Below are 13,219 nucleotides of genomic sequence, written 5' to 3'. Positions count from 1 at the left end.
GGTCCCGGCTGCCCCGCGTCGCGGCGAGCACGGCTCCGGCGACGCAGCCGCCCTCCCTGCCCGGACTCGACCCGGCCTGGTCACGCTTGGTCACGGTCCCCGCGTGGTCTGCAGAGCGGACGGGAGGCACGGATCGCGCCGCGCGCACCTGGCACCTCCTCGACACGGCCGGGTCCCTGGCCGCGCTCGGTGTGGAACCGGTCGGCACCATCCTGTGCGTGCACGGCAACCCCACGTGGTCGTACCTGTGGCGGTCGGTGCTCCGCACCTCGCTCGAGGTCGCACAGGCCGATGGCCCGGCCTGGCGCGTGGTCGCCGTCGACCAGCTCGACATGGGCTTCTCGGAGCGCACCGGGGTGGAACGGGGGCTGCCGCAGCGCGTCGCGGACCTCGGCGCCCTGACCGACGAACTCGGGCTGACCGGCCCGGTCGTCACCCTCGGCCACGACTGGGGCGGAGTCGTGTCGCTCGGCTGGGCGGTCGACCACCCCGAGGTCCTGGCTGCCGTGATGACGTGCAACACCGCCGTGCGCCAGCCCGACGACGCCCCGATCCCCGCGCCGCTGCGGCTCGCCCTGGGCCCGGGGCTGCTCGGCCGCGCGACCGTCGTGACGCCGGCGTTCCTCGAGACGACGCTCGGCATCGCGCACCCGAAGCTCGACCGTGCCGTGGCCGACGGCTACCGTGCCCCCTACCGCGGTGCCGCACGTCGTGGCGGGATCGGTGGGTTCGTGGCGGACATCCCCGTCGACGCCCGGCACCGGAGTGCACCCGAGCTCGACCGGATCGCTGCCGGGGTCGCTGCGCTCGAGGTCCCGGCGCTGCTGCTCTGGGGTCCCCGCGACCCGGTGTTCCTGGAGCGCTACCTCGACGACCTGTCCGAGCGGCTGCCGCAGGCCGACGTGCACCGCTTCGAGGGTGCCGGCCACCTGCTGCCCGACGACGCCGACGTGGCGGGCGCGGTGTTCGACTGGATCGGCGACCGTCGGCCGGACGGACACGTGCCTGCTCCAGCCGAGAAGGGCCTCCCGGTCGACGTCGACCAGTCGACCGACGTGAGCCGCCCCCTCGGCGCCGCGCTCGAGGACCTGCGCGACAGCGACGAACCCGCCCTGGTGGAGATGGCCGCGGCCGGCGGCCCCCGGACGATCACGTGGCGTCTGCTCGCCCGTCGGGTGGACGAGATCGCCGCCGGGCTGGACGACCTCGGTGTCCGGAGCGGTGACCGTGTCTCGCTCCTCGTCACCCCGGGAGCCGACCTGACGGCCGTCCTGTACGCCTGCGTGCGGATCGGCGCGGTCGTCGTGGTGGCGGATGCCGGACTGGGGCTGCGCGGTCTGACCCGTGCGGTCCGCGGAGCTCGGCCCGACTGGATCATCGGCGCGCTGCCCGGCCTCGGAGCCGCTCGTGCACTCGGCTGGCCGGGTCGGCGCATCGCGACCGTCCCGCTGCCCGCACCCGCACGGCGTGCGCTGCGCGTCGAGCACACGCTCGTCGACGTCGCCCGGAGGGGCGCCCGTCGGCTCGCGCACGGTTCCGCGCTGCCCACGGTGCCGGCGTCCGACGCTCCGGCCGCGATCCTGTTCACCTCCGGGTCGACCGGACCGGCGAAGGGCGTCGTCTACACGCACGGACAGCTCGGTGCCGTCCGCGACGTCCTGGCGGCCCAGTACGACATCGGTGTCGGCACCGGCCTGGTCGCGGGCTTCGCACCCTTCGCGCTGCTCGGACCGGCCCTCGGGGCCCGGTCGGTGGCGCCGGACATGGACGTCACCGCGCCCCGGACCCTGACGGCGCGCGCCGTCGCGGCCTCGGTGGCCGCGGCCGACGCGACCGTGGTCTTCCTGTCTCCGGCGGCACTGGCGAACGTCGTGGCGACGGCATCGGTGCTGACCGACGCCGACCGTGCGGCACTCGCGCGCGTCCGGTTGTTCCTGTCGGCGGGCGCCCCGGTGTCGGCCGCGCTGCTGACCGCGGCGACCGAGCTGATGCCGAACGCGAGTGCGCACACCCCCTACGGCATGACCGAGGGGCTGCTCATGACCGACGTCGACCTGGACGGCGTCCGTTCGGCGGCGGCCTCGGACGACGAGGGCATCTGCGTCGGACTCCCGGCGGCGAACGTGCGGGTGCGGATCGCGCCGCTCGACGCCGCGGGTGCCGCGACCGGTGCGCTGACCGACGCGGCGGGCGTCACCGGCGAGATCGTCGTCGTGGCACCGCACGTGCGCGACCACTACGACCGGCTCTGGCGGACGAACCGCGTCGCGCGGCTCGGCGTCGAGGACCCGCGCGGACACCGCACCGGTGACGTCGGACACCTGGACGCCTCCGGCCGCCTCTGGGTCGAGGGGCGGATGCAGCACGTGCTCACCACCCCGGACGGTGTCGTCACCCCGGTCGGACCGGAGCAGCGCATCGAAGGCGTACCCGGAGTCGGCCGTGCCGGCGTCGCGGGGATCGGCCCGAGCGGGACGCAGCAGGTCGTGGCCGTCGTCGAGACCACCGGCGGGCGACGTGCCCGACGGCCTGCCCTGGCTCCGCCGGCGTTGGCCGCTTCGGTCCGTGCAGCGGCCGGGGTCCCGCTCGCAGCGGTGCTGACCGTGCCCGTGCTGCCGACCGACATCCGGCACAACTCGAAGGTCGACCGCGCCCGGCTGTCCCGCTGGGCGACCGCGGTGCTGTCGGGTGGACGGATGGTCCGCCCGTGACCGGCGTGGTCGGCGCGTTCTCACGCGTTCAGCGACACTTCACGGGCCGTCGGACGCGCGACTTGTCGCTCAGCGCAAATCTCCGACCCGCCTCGGTGCTGTCCGGTGGACGGATGGGCCGCCCGTGACGGTCCTGGTCACCGGCGCCAGCGGGTTCCTCGGTCGGGCGACCGCCGCAGCCGTGCGAGACGCCGGGCACGAGGTCCGCACGTTCCAGCGACGGCCGTCCGGGGTCGCGGGCGTGCAGGACGTCGCCGGTTCGATGACCGATGCCGCCGCGGTGGCACGCGCGGTCGAGGGGGTCGACGCCGTCGTGCACCTCGCCGCGAAGGTCTCCCTGGCCGGTGACCCGGCCGACTTCGTCCGCGTGAACGTCGACGGTACCCGAGCACTCGTCGATGCCGCACGTCGTGCCGGCGCCCGGCGGTTCGTGTTCGTCTCGTCGCCGTCGGTCGCGCACACCGGCTCGTCGCTCGTCGGCGCCGGAGCCGGTGTCGCCGAACCGCAGCACGCTCGTGGCGACTACGCCCGCACGAAGGCCGCGGCCGAACTCCTCGCGCTGGACGCCGACGCTCCGGGGTTCGCCGTCGTCGCCGTCCGCCCGCACCTGGTGTGGGGGCCGGGGGACACGCAGCTGATCGGCCGGATCGTCGAGCGGGCACGGGCCGGGCGACTCCCACTGCTCGACTCCGGTGCCGCTCTGATCGACACCCTGTACGTCGACAACGCCGCGTCGGCCATGGTCGCGGCGCTCGAGCACGCGGCCGACGACGACGTGCACGGCAACGCCTACGTCGTCACGAACGGCGAACCCCGGCCCGTCGCGGACCTGCTCGCCGGGATCTGCGCGGCCTCGGGTGTGCCTGCACCGCGGTGGCACGTGCCGGCTGTCGTGGCCCGGGCCGCGGGGTCGCTCGTCGAGGCCGTGTGGCGGGTGCGTCCGGGGCAGGACGAGCCGCCGATGACGCGGTTCCTCGCCGAGCAGCTGTCGACGGCGCACTGGTTCGACCAACGCCGCACCCGAGCCGACCTGCAGTGGTCCCCGTCGGTGTCGATCGACGAGGGTCTCGCGCGCTTGGCGGCGGCCGCGGCGGTGGACGGCCCCCGAGTCTCGCGCTGAGCGACAGTTCTCGGACACTGCGCCCCGAGGAGTGTCGCTCAGCCCGAGTCTCGCGCACACGCGAACGCGGCTTGGCGGCGGCTCAGACCTCGTCGGCCGCGACGTAGACCCAGGCCGACAGACCCGAGGTGAGTTCGACCCGGATGCGCTGGTAGTCAGCGACCTCGTAGTCGTCGACCGCGCCGAGCTGCCACTCGTAGCCGAGGGTCAGGGCGACACCTTCGACGACGTCGTCCGGTGCACCCCGGCGGAGGATCGGGTGCAGGTCGGAACCGCTCGTCCGGACCACCTCGGGGTCGGTGATCGCCACCCAGTCGAGCCGCCACCCGGGCAGGGTGTCCGGGTGGTCGGGACGTGGCCGCCGAACAGCGACTCCTGGACGAGCGGCTGCCGCAGCGTGCCGTACGAGAACACCCGGTGCGTGGTGCCGGGCCACGGCGCGGGGCGCCGGATCGGCTTCGGGCCGATCGTCGGGGTCGACGTCCACACGAGTGCGCCGGCGACGCCGGTCAGTCCGAGGTGGAGCAGCCCGACGACGCCGAGCACGCTTCCCCAGACGATGCCGGAGGTGTCACCGGGGCAGGCTTCCCAGAACTCGTCCTCGGACGAGCCGCACATCGCGTGTCCGTTCGCGACGCCGACGGCGATCGCGATGATGCCGACGACGAGACAGACGAGCGCGAACGCGCCGAGACCGATGACCCAGCGCTGGCCGGGGGAGAGACGCTTCACGTCGCGAGGGTAGCGGACGCGGGGCCCGGATCACGCGCGCCGATCGGCAGAGGTGATCCGGGCCTCCAGGTCGTCAGCTGTGCCGCTTGGCGGCCTTGGCGATCTTCTTGCCCAGCTTCTTGCGGGCCTTGCGGGCGTGCGGGTCGTTCCAGGCCTTGCGGACGGTCTCGCCCTTGGACGTCTTGATGACCGGACGGTTCGCGCGGGAGCCGAACCAGAACCCGATCAGGACGATCAGGCCGATGACGATGATGCGGTTGCGCATGGTGGGACTCCTTGGTCGGTGGTGCAGGTGCCGGCGGATCAGCCGGTGAAGCGTTGCCAGAGCTCGGTGACGATCGGCCACACGTCCCCGGCGCGGTCGGCGGACCCGACGGCCACCAGGACCACGGGGACGATCGTGACGGCGATGCTCACCAGGACGGCGAGCACGACCGAGATCGTCGCCGTCGTGGTGTGCCGACGGGTGAGGGCCATCGCGAGGAGCGCCAGCACGACGATCAGCCCGAGGACCGCGACGACCGTGACCCGCACGAACGGGAACGGCACGAGGCCGGCGGTGGTGGCGGTGACGCCGCCGAGGAACCCGACCAGGGGCAGGAACGCCCCGAGCAGGACCCCGGCGACCAGGACCACGCCGATGCCACCGGCGATCCACACACCGCGCGGCCGGGGCTGACGGGTGCGGGGCCGACGACCGCCGGACCAGGCGGTGGTCACGGTCGGTCCGTGGTCGGGTCGGTCGGCTGGTCGGCGTCGCGGGCTGCTGCCCGCGCTGCCTCGCTGGCGTCGGCTGCGGCGTCGGCGGCGTCCTGCGCGGCGTCCTCGGCGGAGTCGGCGGCGCGCACGGCGGCATCGGCAGCCGTCTCGGAGGCCACGACGGGGGTCGCAATGTCCTCGTCGACGACGGCCGCACGTGCGCTGCTGGCCGCGTCGCGCGCGGTGTCGGCAGCGTCCCGAGCGCCCTCGGACGCACGGTCGAGCGCATCGGACGCGGCTTCGTGCACACGGCCGGCGGTGGCGGTCGTCGCGTCCACGGCCTGTTCTGCGGCGTCCGCGGTGACGTCGGCCGCACGCTTCGTGGCGTCCGCGGCCTGGTCAGCGGCCTGCTTGGTGGCCTCAGCGGTGGCCGAGGCAGCACGCTTGGCGGTGTCGACCGTCGCGTCGGCGGCACGCTTGGTGGCGTCGGCGGTGACCTCGGCTGCCTGCTTCGTGACGTCGGCGGTGGCGTCGGCGGCGCGCTTGGTCGCCTCGGCCGTCGCGTCGGCCGCCTGCTTCGTGGCGTCGACGGTCGCCGTCGCCACGCGCTTCGTGGTCTCGCTCGTCGCCTTGGCGGCATCCTGCACGGCATCGCCGACGGCGGTGGCCGCACGCTCGACGGGCGAGGGCTCGTCGTCGAACGGCCCGTGCACGTCGAGGACGCGGACGTCCACGGTCGTCGGCGCGGATGCGACCTGGCCGGCTGCTGCAGCGACCTGTCGTTTCACCTCGTCGGCGACCTCGCGGACGTTCTGCGGATAGGTCACGATGACGGAGACCTGCACCGCGAAGGTGCCGTCCTCGTCGTCGACCTGCACACCGGCGGTCCCGGCGGAGCGGCCGAGCCGCTTCCGCACTTCGTCGGCGGCTCGGGACACGGTCCCGCCGAGGTGGTGCACGCCGGGCACGCCGAGCGCCGTCTCCGCCGCGGTTCGCGCGATGAGCATCGCGGGGGTCGCGTCGTCGGGCAGCGGCTCCGTCAGTTCTGCGGGCAGGGCCACCTCGGTGACCTGCGTGTGCGCATGGGGGTCGTGCTGCATGGTTCCTCCTCGTTCGGGTCCGCGGAACGCATCGGGGCACTCGACGTCGCGAGTGCCCCGACACGAATCGAGCGTCCTAGTTCTTGAAGACGTCCTTGACGTCTTCGCCGGTCTTCTTGACGCTCGCGGAGGCCTGGTCCTTCTGGCCCTCGGCGACCTTGGAGTCGTCGTTCTGGGCCTTGCCCACGGCTTCCTTCGCCTTGCCGGCGAGGTCCTGAGCAGCGTTCTTGATCTTGTCGTCGAGTCCCATGACGGGTCCTTTCATCGGTCGGGCGTTCGCCCGGTGGTGGGTGTTGCGTGGGTCTTCGGTGGGCCGGGAGGCCCGGGGTCGCGTCCGGCTGACGGGTGTCAGTGGACGCGGGTCGACTTCGCGAGCGCCGAACGGGTCCCACCGGTGAGGTGGACCAGGACGGGCACCTGGCGGCCGAGCGTGCGGTCGAGGACCGCGACGGCGCGGTCGACGGCGTCGAGCACCGAGACGGCGTCCCCGCCGCGGCGGACCGCGACGCGGATGCGAGCGGCACGCTGCTTCCGCACCAGGTAGGTGTCGACCCGGGAGCCGACGACGTCGCGGACCCCGGCGAGCTCGTGCTCGACGACGTCGCGGACGAGTGCGACGTTCACCGTGACGGCGTCCTCACCGGAACGCTCGCGGACGGCGACGGACGTGCCGCCCCCGCCGCGGGTGAACACCCAGACCAGGGCGAGCACGATGACGACGGCGCAGGCGGCGGCGACGATCCAGAGCGAGGACGCGGGGACGTCCAGGCTGCTCGGCAGGTCGACGGTGGGCTTGATCGCGTCCTGCACGGCGGGCACGACGCCCGCACCGATCGTGAGACCGACGACGACGGCGACGAGGCCGAGGACGAAGAGGATGATCCGGTTCATGGTCCGGTTGCTCTTGGTCATGCGATGGTCCCCTTCTCGTCGACGCGGACGCGGATGTTCCGGCCGAATCGTTCGTCGAGACCACTGAGGCGGTCGCGGACGGCTGCCTGCACGGCCTGCTCGTCGACCGGGATGCCGGTGACGGGCACGATCCGGACGTCGGTGCGGCGACCGCGGGCGGTGGCCGAGGCGTTGCCCTCGGGGACCCCTGCGGCCGTGCCGGCGGCGTTGGCCGCGGTCGAGGCGACGATGCGGGTGTCGATGACGACGGCGCCACGGTCGTGCTGGACGACGGAACGGTGCTGGCGACCCGGCTTCAGGGCCAGGACGATCAGCACGATGCCCAGGACCACGAGCACGACGGCGATGACCTCGGCGATCGTGACGAACGCGGCATCGGGCTGCAGTGCGGCGTCGACGGCGGTCTGCGGGTCGGCGAGGAGCGGAGGCCGCCCGATCGCCCGCAGGACCGACTCCGTGCCGATCCACGCGGCGACCAGTGCGAGGACCACCAGCGCCACCGCCACTGCGGTCGAGCGGGAGCGGTGCACGCTCCGACGACGGATGCGTCGTTCGACGGAACCGTTGCTCATGATGGTCTCCTACCGGGTTCGGGACTCGCGCTCGCGCACGATCCCGGTGAGTTCGATGTGGGCACTGCCGACGCGGCGGCCGGTGAGTTCACTCACGCGGCGCTTGACCTCGTCGGCGACCTGGGCCGAACGGGCGACGAGGTCGTCGCCCGCGGCGATCGGGCCGGTGACGTCGAGGGCCATCGCTCCGGCCGCGTCTCCGAGACCGACCCTGACCCGCTTGGCGGGGGCGCCGAGCCGTTCGGCTGCGACGGCCCGCGCCAGCGAGGTCAGTGCACGAGCGGTGATCTCGACGCGGCCCGGGACGACGTCCGGGCCGGCGTTCACCGGGAGCTCCGGCGCCCGGTGAGCACGTCGGTCAGGGCGCCACGGTCGATCTTGCCGGTGGCGAGGGCGGCCACGAGGGCCCCGATCGCACCGAAGACGATGACCAGGACGAAGCCCCAGAACCCGAACTGCAGTGCGACGACTGCGAGGACGGCGCCGATGAGGGCACCGATCAGTGTGTTGCTCATGCGACTCGCGCTTCCTTCTTCTCGTCGTTGTCGTTGTCGTCGTCGTCGCCCGGGATGAAGACGTCCTGGACGGTCACGTTGACCTCGGCGACCTCCATGCCGACGATCTGCTCGAGGGCACGTGCGACGCTGCTGCGGACGCCGTCGGCGACCTGCTGGAGCGACACCGGGTACTCGGCGACGATGACGATGTCCGCGGCGACCTGCTTCTCGCCGACCTCGACCTTGACGCCCTGACCGAAGTCGCGCTGGCCGATCGCGTCGCGGAGGGCGCCGATCGCACGGGCAGCGCCGCCGCCGAGCGAGTGCACGCCGTTGACCTCACGGGCCGCGATGCCGGCGACCTTCGACACGACGGTGTCGTCGATGACGGTCTTGCCGGTGACGCCGCTGTTCGAGCCGGCGTGCGAGGTGGCACGGGCCGCAGCGGTGGTTGCCGGGGTGGTGGTGATGGAGTCAGCCATGGTTCGTTCCTTCCGAGTGACCCGCCGGGCGTTCCCAGCGGTTGCTGTTCACGGATGAGACGGGCTGCACCAGAGATTCGTCACACATGACTTTTCGGATTCGGCAGAAATCCAGGAATCCGCGGAAACACGGGGATGTGGCTGTACCCCCTGGCCGTCCGCTCAGGCGGTTTCGCGTGTTCCGTCCGCCGCGTTGCGTTCTGCAGCGGCGCGGATCGCTCGGGCGCACGCCATCGGGGACTCGCCCCGCTCGGCCCGGAAGAGCTGTTGCAGGCGTCGCGGCAGGACCCCGGCGGCGTCGGCGATGTCCTGCAGGGAGAGGTCCTCGGCGGCGTGCTCCTCGATGAACGCGACCGCGCGGCGGACGCGCCACGACGACCGACCGCTGTCGGGGCGTGCGGACAGCGACGTGCGGAGCGTGGCGGCGGGGTCCTCGCCGAACCGCTCGCGGTAGGCGGTGGCGAACCGGCCCGGGTTGGTGAAGCCCCAGCGACGTGCGACCACGGCGACCCCGTCGGCGCCGGGGGCCCGGTCGTCGCCCGCGCGCAGGAGCTCACTCCGGGCGCGGTCGAGCCGGTGCTCGCGCAGGAACCGGTGCGGCGTGGAGTCGAGGGTGCGGGCGAACACGTCCTGCAGTCCCCGCTGGCTGAGCCCGCACGCCGCGGCGATGTCGGACACCGCCGGACGTTCGGCCGCGTGCTGTTCGACGTAGCGGATCGCGTCGCGCAGGCGGTTCGCGACGGGGACGTCGTCGCCGCGGTTGCGGATCGGGAAGGTGTCGAGCACGACGATCGCCAGGCGACGGTTCAAGGCCGTCCGCATCGGACCGACCACGCGGTCGTCCACGAGTGCCGGGCCGAGCTCCCCGATCAGGTGGCGCAGCGGTTCGCGGCGGGCGATGACCTCGTCCTGCTGCTCGAACAGCAGCGGGCCGTCCGGCAGCCGGTAGCCGAGGTCGCGCCCGACGGTCCGCAGGAACGAGTCCGCGATGTGCACCCCGTTGTAGACGGTGCCGTCGGACTCGAAGCGGTACGCCTCGGACGCACTCGCGATGTACGGGCTGCCCGGCTCGACCACGCGTGTGCGGTCGGGGAAGTGCATCTCGAGCCGACCCCTGGTGAGCCAGAAGACCACGTGGTCCTCCCGCGCCCCGATGACCCCGCCCCGTCGACCGCCCTCAGCGCGCATGGTCCGCAGCGTCAGGTCGTCGTCGCCCACCACGGTGTACTCGTACCGGGTGTCGTTCGTCGCGTACGTCTCCGAGGCGAAGTCGGACCCGTGGTACTCCGCCTCGAAGATGTCCGAGTAGTCGGAGCCGTCGCCGTCGGCGAACCGCAGTCTGCGGAAGCCGTTCGTCGCCGGATCGGTCATGGTCGAAATCATGACATCGACGGCACGGCGAGGTGAATACCCTCGTTCGTGTCCGCGCGTCCACCGGAGGGAATACCCTAGGGGGGTACCGTATTGAGGACCGTGGAGGCCACCATGCACGAACACGTCGGGTACATCGGCGACAAGGACGACCTGCTCAAGCGGCTCCGTCGCGCCGAGGGCCAGGTGCGCGGCATCGCCCGCATGGTCGAGGACGAGACGTACTGCATCGACGTCCTCACCCAGATCTCGGCGGCGAACCGGGCGCTCGAACGCGTGGCGCTGTCGCTGCTCGAGGACCACCTCAAGCACTGCGTCGCCGAGGCGGTCGCCGAGGGTGGCGACGCCGCGGACGAGAAGGTCCGCGAAGCCAGCCAGGCCATCGCCCGGCTCGTGCGCTCGTGACCGCCGCCCGCACCCGAACCACAGGAGGAGACACCGTGACCACCGAACTGCTGCTCGTCGAGGGCATGACCTGCGAGCACTGCGTGCTGAGCGTGACCGAGGAACTCACCGAACTCGAGGGGGTGTCCGACGTCGCCGTCGCGCTCGTCCCCGGCGGTGCCTCGTCGGTGACCGTCACCTCGGACGCGCCCGTCGACGCCGATGCGCTCCGCGGCGCGGTCGCCGAGGCGGGGTACGAGGTCGTGCCGTCGTGACGGACGGCATCGTCGAGCTCGACATCACGGGCATGACCTGCGCCTCGTGCGCGAACCGCATCGAACGGAAGCTCGGCAAGCTGCCCGGGGTCACCGCCACCGTCAACTACGCCACCGAGAAGGCGCAGGTGCAGGTCGCGGCCGACGGCACCGCCGACCCCGCTGCCCTCATCGCCGCCGTCGAGTCCGCCGGGTACGGCGCGACCGTGCCCGCCCCGCCGGTCGACACGACAGAGCACTCCGACGCAGAGGACTCGGCTGCCACGCTGCGCCGTCGACTCGTCGTGTCCGCGGTCCTGGCCGTGCCGGTCGTCGTGCTCTCGATGGTGCCGGTCCTGCAGTTCCCGAACTGGCAGTGGCTCGCCCTGACGCTCGCCGCGCCCGTCGCGGTGTGGGGCGCGCTCCCGTTCCACCGCGCCGCGTGGGTGAACGCCCGACACGGTGCCGCGACCATGGACACCCTGGTCAGCGTGGGTGTGCTGGCGGCCTTCGGCTGGTCCCTCTACGCCCTCTTCTTCGGCGACGCCGGCACGACCGGCATGCACATGACGTTCTCGTGGATCGCGACCGACCCCGAGGCGACCGACCTGTACCTCGAGGTCGCCGCGGCCGTCACGGTGTTCATCCTGGCCGGCCGGTACATGGAGGCCCGCGCCAAGAAGCAGTCCGGGGCAGCGCTGCGCGCCCTGCTCGAACTCGGCGCGAAGGAGGCCACAGTGCTGCGCGACGGCGTCGAGCAGCGTGTGCCCGCGTCGGCGCTCGTCGTCGGGGACGTCGTCGTCGTCCGGCCGGGGGAGCGCATCCCCAGCGACGGCCTCGTGCAGGACGGGTCCTCGGCCGTGGACCGCAGCATGGTCACCGGCGAATCCGTCCCCGTCGAGGTCGGACCGGGCGATCGGGTGACCGGCGCGACGATCAACGTCGGCGGCCGGCTCGTGGTCGCCGTCACCCGCGTCGGCGCCGACACCGAGCTCGCCCGGATGGGACGGCTCGTCGAGGACGCGCAGACCGGCAAGGCCGACGTCCAACGCCTGGCCGACCGGGTCTCCGGCGTCTTCGTGCCGATCGTCATCGGGCTCGCCGTGCTGGCGTTCGTCGGCTGGCTCGTGCTCGGCGGCTCGGTCACGGCGGCGTTCACCGCGGCTGTCGCCACGCTCATCATCGCCTGCCCGTGCGCCCTCGGACTCGCGACGCCGACCGCACTGCTCGTCGGCACCGGCCGCGGGTCCCAGCTCGGCATCCTGATCGGTGGTCCGCAGGTGCTCGAACGCACCCGTGGCGTCGACACCATCGTGCTCGACAAGACCGGCACCGTCACCACCGGCGAGATGACCCTGCGCGCCGTGACCTCGACGGACGCGACCCTCGACGCGGACGCCGTGCTCCGGCTCGCCGCCGCCGTCGAGCAGGGTTCCGAACACCCCGTGGCACGTGCGGTCGTGCGGGCCGCGACGGCCAGGCAACTCGACGTCCCGACCGCCGAGCAGTTCGACTCCACCCCCGGCGCCGGCGTGCAGGCCGTCGTGGACGGCGACGTCGTGCTCGTCGGCGGGACCCGCTGGCTCGCAGCGTCCTGGGCGGTCGTCGTGCCCGACGACGCCTCGGCCGCGGTCACCGCCGCCGAGGCCGACGGGGGCACCGCGGTCGTCGTCGCGCGGAACGGCCGCGTGCTGGGCGTCGTGGTCGTCGGCGACACCGTGAAGCCCGAGGCAGCTGACGCGGTCGCGCGCTTCGTGGCCCTCGGCCTGCACCCCGTCCTGCTCACCGGCGACAACGACGGCGCCGCACGGGCCGTCGCCGCACAGGTCGGCATCGACGAGGTGCACGCCCGCGCGACCCCGGCCGGCAAGCTCGACGCCGTCCGGGGCATGCAGGCCGAGGGACGGAGCGTGGCCATGGTCGGTGACGGCGTCAACGACGCTGCGGCGCTCGCCGCGGCCGACCTCGGCATCGCGATGGGGGCCGGCACCGACGCCGCGATCGCGGCCAGTGACATCACGGTCGTGAGCGGTCGGCTCACCGTCGTCGCCGACGCCGTCCGGCTGTCGCGCGCCACGCTCGGCATCATCAAGGGCAACCTGTTCTGGGCGTTCGCGTACAACGTGGCGGCGATCCCGCTCGCGATGGCGGGGCTGCTGAACCCGGTGCTCGCCGGCGCCGCGATGGCGTTCTCGTCGGTCTTCGTCGTGACGAACAGCCTGCGGCTGCGGCGTTTCGCACCCCGGCACTGAGGCCGACCACCCGCCGGACGTGACGCGCGCAGCGAACGCGCCCCGTGCCTCCCGTCCGGCGGTGCGCACCACGGTGCCGACGGCACTACGCTCGAAGACGGTCCGCGACGCACTGGTGCGGTGACCTGCGGGC

The 13,219-nt window shown here is 73.1% G+C and carries 17 protein-coding genes; 5 read left to right on the top strand and 12 right to left on the bottom strand.

Annotation, left to right across the window (positions count from 1 at the left end):
- Positions 1 to 8 precede the first annotated feature (8 nt).
- Both M4960_RS06985 and M4960_RS06980 read left to right on the top strand, forming a co-directional pair.
- Entirely contained in the window at positions 9 to 2,711 is a 2,703-nt protein-coding gene (locus M4960_RS06985; protein WP_248703932.1) for an alpha/beta fold hydrolase, read from the top strand.
- Between the two features lie 124 nt (positions 2,712 to 2,835).
- Positions 2,836 to 3,831, top strand: a complete 996-nt coding sequence (locus M4960_RS06980; protein WP_248703846.1) for an NAD(P)-dependent oxidoreductase — start codon at positions 2,836 to 2,838, stop codon at positions 3,829 to 3,831.
- An 82-nt stretch (positions 3,832 to 3,913) separates the two neighbouring features.
- Here the strand turns inward: M4960_RS06980 and M4960_RS06975 are convergent, their stop codons facing one another.
- From M4960_RS06975 to M4960_RS06920, 12 genes are all read right to left on the bottom strand, one after another.
- A complete protein-coding gene (locus M4960_RS06975; RefSeq protein ID WP_248703845.1) occupies positions 3,914 to 4,120 on the bottom strand; it encodes a hypothetical protein in 207 nt (68 codons plus the stop codon).
- Positions 4,039 to 4,563, bottom strand: coding sequence for a hypothetical protein (locus M4960_RS06970; RefSeq protein ID WP_248703844.1), 525 nt, complete (start codon positions 4,561 to 4,563; stop codon positions 4,039 to 4,041). The genes M4960_RS06975 and M4960_RS06970 overlap by 82 nt, the downstream gene beginning before the upstream one ends.
- A gap of 73 nt (positions 4,564 to 4,636) precedes the next feature.
- Positions 4,637 to 4,828, bottom strand: a complete 192-nt coding sequence (locus M4960_RS06965; protein ID WP_111084762.1) for a hypothetical protein — start codon at positions 4,826 to 4,828, stop codon at positions 4,637 to 4,639.
- A gap of 38 nt (positions 4,829 to 4,866) precedes the next feature.
- A complete protein-coding gene (locus tag M4960_RS06960; protein ID WP_131880374.1) occupies positions 4,867 to 5,283 on the bottom strand; it encodes an MFS transporter permease in 417 nt (138 codons plus the stop codon).
- Positions 5,280 to 6,362: an Asp23/Gls24 family envelope stress response protein gene (locus M4960_RS06955; protein WP_248703843.1), complete on the bottom strand. Its 1,083-nt coding sequence runs from the start codon at positions 6,360 to 6,362 to the stop codon at positions 5,280 to 5,282. The genes M4960_RS06960 and M4960_RS06955 overlap by 4 nt, the downstream gene beginning before the upstream one ends.
- A gap of 76 nt (positions 6,363 to 6,438) precedes the next feature.
- Positions 6,439 to 6,612: a CsbD family protein gene (locus tag M4960_RS06950; RefSeq protein ID WP_123291762.1), complete on the bottom strand. Its 174-nt coding sequence runs from the start codon at positions 6,610 to 6,612 to the stop codon at positions 6,439 to 6,441.
- Positions 6,613 to 6,710: 98 nt separating this feature from the next.
- A complete protein-coding gene (locus M4960_RS06945; RefSeq protein ID WP_123291763.1) occupies positions 6,711 to 7,274 on the bottom strand; it encodes a hypothetical protein in 564 nt (187 codons plus the stop codon).
- On the bottom strand, positions 7,271 to 7,846 hold the full coding sequence (locus M4960_RS06940) for a DUF6286 domain-containing protein (RefSeq protein ID WP_123291764.1): 576 nt from the start codon (positions 7,844 to 7,846) through the stop codon (positions 7,271 to 7,273). The genes M4960_RS06945 and M4960_RS06940 overlap by 4 nt, the downstream gene beginning before the upstream one ends.
- Before the next feature lie 9 nt (positions 7,847 to 7,855).
- Positions 7,856 to 8,173 (bottom strand): hypothetical protein, encoded by a 318-nt coding sequence (locus tag M4960_RS06935; protein WP_123291765.1) that lies wholly within the window; start codon positions 8,171 to 8,173, stop codon positions 7,856 to 7,858.
- On the bottom strand, positions 8,170 to 8,361 hold the full coding sequence (locus M4960_RS06930) for a DUF2273 domain-containing protein (RefSeq protein ID WP_123291766.1): 192 nt from the start codon (positions 8,359 to 8,361) through the stop codon (positions 8,170 to 8,172). Before M4960_RS06930 ends, M4960_RS06935 begins: the two co-directional genes overlap by 4 nt.
- A complete protein-coding gene (locus M4960_RS06925; protein WP_123353902.1) occupies positions 8,358 to 8,825 on the bottom strand; it encodes an Asp23/Gls24 family envelope stress response protein in 468 nt (155 codons plus the stop codon). The genes M4960_RS06930 and M4960_RS06925 overlap by 4 nt, the downstream gene beginning before the upstream one ends.
- Before the next feature lie 162 nt (positions 8,826 to 8,987).
- On the bottom strand, positions 8,988 to 10,196 hold the full coding sequence (locus M4960_RS06920; protein WP_173170404.1) for an AraC family transcriptional regulator: 1,209 nt from the start codon (positions 10,194 to 10,196) through the stop codon (positions 8,988 to 8,990).
- A gap of 114 nt (positions 10,197 to 10,310) precedes the next feature.
- Between M4960_RS06920 and M4960_RS06915 the strand changes: the two genes are divergently transcribed.
- The 3 genes from M4960_RS06915 to M4960_RS06905 are packed head-to-tail and all read left to right on the top strand — an operon-like array spanning position 10,311 to position 13,086.
- Complete coding sequence (locus M4960_RS06915) at positions 10,311 to 10,601, top strand: metal-sensitive transcriptional regulator (RefSeq protein WP_111084793.1); 291 nt, start codon at positions 10,311 to 10,313, stop codon at positions 10,599 to 10,601.
- Between the two features lie 35 nt (positions 10,602 to 10,636).
- On the top strand, positions 10,637 to 10,855 hold the full coding sequence (locus tag M4960_RS06910) for a heavy-metal-associated domain-containing protein (RefSeq protein ID WP_374202908.1): 219 nt from the start codon (positions 10,637 to 10,639) through the stop codon (positions 10,853 to 10,855).
- A complete protein-coding gene (locus M4960_RS06905; RefSeq protein ID WP_248703842.1) occupies positions 10,852 to 13,086 on the top strand; it encodes a cation-translocating P-type ATPase in 2,235 nt (744 codons plus the stop codon). The genes M4960_RS06910 and M4960_RS06905 overlap by 4 nt, the downstream gene beginning before the upstream one ends.
- The last annotated feature ends 133 nt before the right edge of the window (positions 13,087 to 13,219 follow it).

This window comes from Curtobacterium sp. MWU13-2055, assembly GCF_023242305.1.
Lineage (GTDB): Bacteria > Actinomycetota > Actinomycetes > Actinomycetales > Microbacteriaceae > Curtobacterium.
Note: the sequence above shows the minus strand (reverse complement) of the source record. Positions and strands in the feature narration are given on the sequence as shown.

Bases quoted from the DNA above. Each gene is read 5' to 3' on its own strand.
- M4960_RS06965 (WP_111084762.1), bottom strand. From the start codon at position 4,828: ATGCGCAACCGCATCATCGTCATCGGCCTGATCGTCCTGATCGGGTTC.
- M4960_RS06955 (WP_248703843.1), bottom strand. From the start codon at position 6,362: ATGCAGCACGACCCCCATGCGCACACGCAGGTCACCGAGGTGGCCCTG.
- M4960_RS06950 (WP_123291762.1), bottom strand. From the start codon at position 6,612: ATGGGACTCGACGACAAGATCAAGAACGCTGCTCAGGACCTCGCCGGC.
- M4960_RS06945 (WP_123291763.1), bottom strand. From the start codon at position 7,274: ATGACCAAGAGCAACCGGACCATGAACCGGATCATCCTCTTCGTCCTC.
- M4960_RS06940 (WP_123291764.1), bottom strand. From the start codon at position 7,846: ATGAGCAACGGTTCCGTCGAACGACGCATCCGTCGTCGGAGCGTGCAC.
- M4960_RS06930 (WP_123291766.1), bottom strand. From the start codon at position 8,361: ATGAGCAACACACTGATCGGTGCCCTCATCGGCGCCGTCCTCGCAGTC.
- M4960_RS06925 (WP_123353902.1), bottom strand. From the start codon at position 8,825: ATGGCTGACTCCATCACCACCACCCCGGCAACCACCGCTGCGGCCCGT.
- M4960_RS06920 (WP_173170404.1), bottom strand. From the start codon at position 10,196: ATGACCGATCCGGCGACGAACGGCTTCCGCAGACTGCGGTTCGCCGAC.
- M4960_RS06915 (WP_111084793.1), top strand. From the start codon at position 10,311: ATGCACGAACACGTCGGGTACATCGGCGACAAGGACGACCTGCTCAAG.